The sequence below is a fragment of the Neisseria sp. P0021.S005 genome, from assembly GCF_051956955.1.
This window is the reverse complement of the sequence record NZ_JBQCWY010000210.1, coordinates 1-4,836: the sequence shown is the minus strand read 5'-3', so window position 1 is coordinate 4,836 and position 4,836 is coordinate 1. Positions and strand designations below refer to the sequence as shown.

Genomic DNA, 4,836 nt, shown 5'->3' with positions numbered 1-4,836 from the left:
ATTTGTTACACAATATTGCATATTATTAGTAATACTTATCATTATTGTATCTGAGAAGCTTGTATTTTAGAGAGATTGGTTATGAAAATTAATGTATTTATAGTGCCTATTGCAACTACCTTTATTTTGACTGCATGTGCAGGTGGAGGTGCATCTGAACCCAAAGTTCCCGTTGCTATTCCGACAGCGCAACCTATTGCCAATGTTAAGCTGAGCGATGAAAGCAATGCAGTAAAGACCATTAATACCCTTTCCGGTAAAGGCGGCAGTCTGCGTGAAGCGGAACTCGAAGTGAAAACATCATGGGGCTACAGCTATACCGATAAACAATATGTCTATCAAACCCCTTCTGGTAACTATTACAATATTAGTTCATATTCTGATCCGATTGTCCCATCATATTCCAGCCCGTCTTATGCCCTTCGTACACGCCATGAAGGACAACCTTTATCTGAAGGTGGCAAACTGTTTGTCTGTTGCAGTAGTTCGGGACAATTCACCTATGCACCGGCAACCAAACAGGACCACCTCAAATTCGGCGCATGGATAAATGCAGACGGCACGGCAGACCTGTTTATCGGCGGCAAACCCGTCGGAACGGCGAAACCGTCTTATTACACTCCGTCAGACAGTACAGTGGCAAAAGGCAAGACTACATACGAAGTTTGGGCTGTCCGCGTCCGCAACGGCAATATCGTTACCTCAACCTACGATCCGGGCAAATCCTCCGGGTCGTCTGAAAAAAACACGCCCAAACTTTCACTGCTGACAGCCAATTTCAACACCAACAAACTCGGCGGCACGATTTTAGGTAATGCTGATTACGGTCCGGACGTTGTGATGAAAGATGTAGGCATCAACGGCGTTGATTTCTCAGGCACTGCCGAATCCGATGGTAAAAACGGCAAAGTCGAAGGGAAATTCTTTGGTCAATTTAACGGCGATAAAACAGAAGTCAGTATAGGCGGTAAAGTTACCTTTGATGCCGATAAATCGTTGGATACCGTGTTCGGCGGCGTGAAGAATGATGACGACCGCAATACGACGGATACAAGTTTGACACCTGTCAGCAAGTAACCGCACATCAAGCATTCCATAATAGATAATCAATATATATTAAGAGGCAAAAAATGTCCTTCCATTTTAAACCTGTACTGCTGGCAGCTATTGTCAGCCAAACTTTCCCTGCCTTAGCGGCCGATCCTATTCCTCAAGCTTATCAGGAGTTGAATGAAGTCAAAGTCATTGGCGGCCGCAAAGTACAAAAACTCGGTGAAGAGAAAATCCGCCGTCAGGTTTTGGATAAACAAATGGTCTCCGATGAAAGCGACTTGGTGCGTTACGATCCGGGCATCAGCGTCGTTGAAGGCGGACGTTCCGGTTCCAACGGCTTTACCATACGCGGTGTCGATAAAGACCGCGTTGCCATCAACGTGGACGGACTGGCACAAGCAGAAAGCAGGTCGTCTGAAGCGTTTCAAGAGTTGTTCGGTGCATACGGCAACTTCAATGCAAACCGCAACACTTCCGAACCCGAAAACTTTTCGGAAGTAACCCTTAACAAAGGCGCGGACTCGCTTAAATCCGGCAGCGGCGCATTGGGCGGTGCCGTCAACTACAAAACCAAATCCGCAAGCGACTATGTTTCCGAAGAAAAACCCTACCACTTAGGCATTAAAGGCGGCTATATCGGACGCAACAGCCAAAAATTCAGCAGCATAACCGCCGCAGGAACCTGGTTGGGTCTGGACGCATTGATGGTCTACACCCGCCGTTTCGGTAAAGAAACCAAAAACAACAGCGACGCTGCCGATACCGTCATCACTGACAACAAACAAAGCTGGAGTCCGAATGCTGGTATGACCAACTACGGCAGCCGCGGTGTAGCGCGCAGCAAACCTGACCCTCAAGACTGGGAAAACAAAAGCACCCTGTTCAAACTGGGTTACAACTTCAACGATAAAAACCGTATCGGCTGGATTTACGAAGATTCACGCACCGACCGCACGACGATTGAATTGTCCAATATGTGGGCGGCAGACTGGAAAGGCGACGCACTGGGCGACACCCGTTCCCGTCAAGATATTTCCTACCGCAAACGCATCGGTTTCGAATACAAAAACCAACTTGACAAAGGACCATGGGACAACCTCAACCTGCGTTACGACCGTCAAACCATCGACATGAGCACTTGGACCTGGGACTTGCCGACGGATTATGGCCGTAACGGTGTCAACAGCGACGTGTACCATATGTTCCGCAACATCCGTCAAAAAAATACCCAATTCGGTGCCGATGCCGAAAAACAAATCGACTTCTCCAAATCGGTATGGGCAATGCAATACGGATTAGGTGGCTCCAAAAACGATAACGGTAATAGCGACCATAGCTATTGGGTACGCCTATATGACCCGAAATACCAAACGTCCAACAACCAAGAATTGACTATGCTGGTCGAAAGCTCGTCCAAAAACCGTTTTGCCTACTGGAACAACACCTTCCAATTCGGCGACAGCAGCCAATACCGCCTCAATGCCGGGCTTCGCTACGACAACAGCAGCAGCAAAGCCAAGGACAACCCCAACTATACCCCTGCCATCCGCGGTCAAATCCCCTATCTTGGCAGCGAGCGTAAACACAGCGGTTTCAGCTACGGTTTAGGATTAGACTGGAAATTCACGCCGCGTCTGAATCTTTTGGCAAAATATAGCACTGGCTTCCGCGCGCCGACTTCAGACGAAACCTGGCTATTGTTCCCGCATCCTGACTTCTACCTTAAAGCAAACCCTAACCTTAAGGCAGAAACCGCCAAAAACTTCGAACTGGGACTTGCCGGCAGTGGCAAAGCCGGAAACTTTAAACTCTCCGGCTTCCAAACCCGCTACCGCAACTTTATCGAACTGACCTACATGGGCGTATCTTCCGATAATCCCAACAGCCCTAATTACGCGCCGATTTCCGACGGTACCGCATTGGTCAGCTCACCCGTTTGGCAAAACCAAAACCGTTCCTCCGCATGGGTGAAAGGTTTGGAATTTAACGGCACATGGAACCTTGACAGCATCGGTTTGCCGCAAGGCACGCACGCAGGTGTTAATGTCAGCTACATCAAAGGCAAAGCCAAACAAACCAACGGACAGGAAATCCCGATTAACGCCCTTTCCCCGTGGTCTGCCGTTTACAATTTGGGCTACGATGCTCCCTCCAAACGCTGGGGTATCAATGCGTACCTGACACACACCGCAGCTAAAAAACCGTCTGACACCGTTCACAGCAGTGATGATTTGAACAACCCATGGCCATTTGCCAAGCACAGCAAAGCCTATACGCTTTTCGACCTGACAGGCTACGTCAACTTGGGCAAATACTTCACCCTGCGCGCCGGTGCGTACAACATCGGCAACAAAAAATACTATACTTGGGAATCGCTGCGCAGCATCCGCGAATTTGGTACAGTTAATCGTGTTAATAATAAGACACATGCAGGTATAGAGCGTTTCTCTTCACCAGGAAGAAGTTACAACTTTACACTTGAAGCTAAGTTCTAAGGTAATTAGAACAGAAAGGAAGGTTGGTACAGCTACAGCACCACCAACGGGGTTGACCGCGATGGCAAAGGCTTAGACCGCTACCGCGCCCCAGGCCGCAATTACGCCGTATCGCTGGAATGGAAATTCTAAGCAGTTAACGGATAGCTAAAGGCCGTCTGAAAGTTTTGATGACTTTCAGACGGCCTTTTTTATTTAAAACGAAATCTTTAAACGGATAACAACGGCTGCTGCCGAACAATCGCGCGGATGATGGCGCGGTTGGGGTGCAGCGCGGTTCTCAGTCTTTGCGATAGTGGGTGCGGCAAGCCGAGTATTTCGGCCGCAATGGCGGCGGCGCAGATGGGGGCTGTCGCCAGTCCGCGTGTACCGTGTGCCGTATTGATGTAGGCATTGGGCAGGTAAGGGCAGGGGATATTGTCGAGGCGGTAGTTTTTGTCCAATGCCAGCTTGGCATAGGCGGACTGCATGGCGGCGATGTCGCCGAGTGCGCCGACAACGGGCAAGTGGTCTAGGCTGTCGCAACGCAGGGCGGCATGGCCTTGTGTGTCTTGAAGGCCGTCTGAAAACGAATCTTGCTCAAATAGGGATTGTGCCAATGGGGGATTGAGCTGTTGCAGAGCGGCGCGGTTTTCGGTTTCTTCGTGCGGATACCAAGTTTCATCGTTGCTGTTGAGGACAAATGTCGCGCCGTAGCAGTGGCGGCCTTGCCAGCTCGGACTGATGTAGCTTTCTCCGGAAATGGCGCAACGCAGCTTTTGTGAAAACGGGCTGGCAGACACAACGCCGGTTTGACCGCGGATTTGGCGGAAAGGCAGGGCAGAGATGTTGGTGTCGGCGGCATTCGGGCTGTGCGCGCCCATGCAGTAAACGATATGGCTGGCATTGAAATGCGCGTTTGGCGTGTGTGCCGTCCATTGTGTGCAGTCATGCGATACTGCGGTCAGCGGCGAGTGTTCGTGCAACTCGATCAGCGGATGATTCAATAAGGTATGCACGACGGCGGGCGGATTCAGCCATACGCCTTGCGGCCAGTAAAGGCCGTCTGAAAATACGTCTATGCCTGTAATGTGCGCAGCCTCTTCGGCGGATACGCTGCGGTAGAGGTGCTTATGCTGGTGTTGCAAACCCAAGGCTTGATTGCGTTTGCGTTCGCCGTCATCAAAATTCAAATGCAATACGCCGTCGCCGCCCCATACGTCGGAGTCGGGCAGCAAGTCTTCCAACAATCGGCGCGTGTAGCCGTAGCCTGTCAGCAGCAGCTCGGTTTGTTCGGTATCGTGTGGCG

General features: G+C 50.4%; 3 protein-coding genes. 2 read left to right on the top strand and 1 reads right to left on the bottom strand.

Features of this window, described 5'->3' with window-relative positions; translation table 11 throughout:
• The first annotated feature begins 81 nt into the window (after positions 1–81).
• Together ACTHUE_RS11120 and ACTHUE_RS11115 are read left to right on the top strand one after the other, a co-directional pair.
• A complete protein-coding gene (locus ACTHUE_RS11120; protein WP_070711791.1) occupies positions 82–1,077 on the top strand; it encodes a Slam-dependent surface lipoprotein in 996 nt (331 codons plus the stop codon).
• A 53-nt stretch (positions 1,078–1,130) separates the two neighbouring features.
• The gene (locus ACTHUE_RS11115; protein WP_440423482.1) at positions 1,131–3,548 is read left to right on the top strand and encodes a TonB-dependent hemoglobin/transferrin/lactoferrin family receptor; all 2,418 of its coding nucleotides are present in this window, start codon (positions 1,131–1,133) and stop codon (positions 3,546–3,548) included.
• Positions 3,549–3,757: 209 nt separating this feature from the next.
• Here the strand turns inward: ACTHUE_RS11115 and mnmC are convergent.
• Positions 3,758–4,836: FAD-dependent 5-carboxymethylaminomethyl-2-thiouridine(34) oxidoreductase MnmC (mnmC, locus tag ACTHUE_RS11110; RefSeq protein ID WP_440402933.1), on the bottom strand; the 1,079-nt coding region annotated here is incomplete at its 5' end.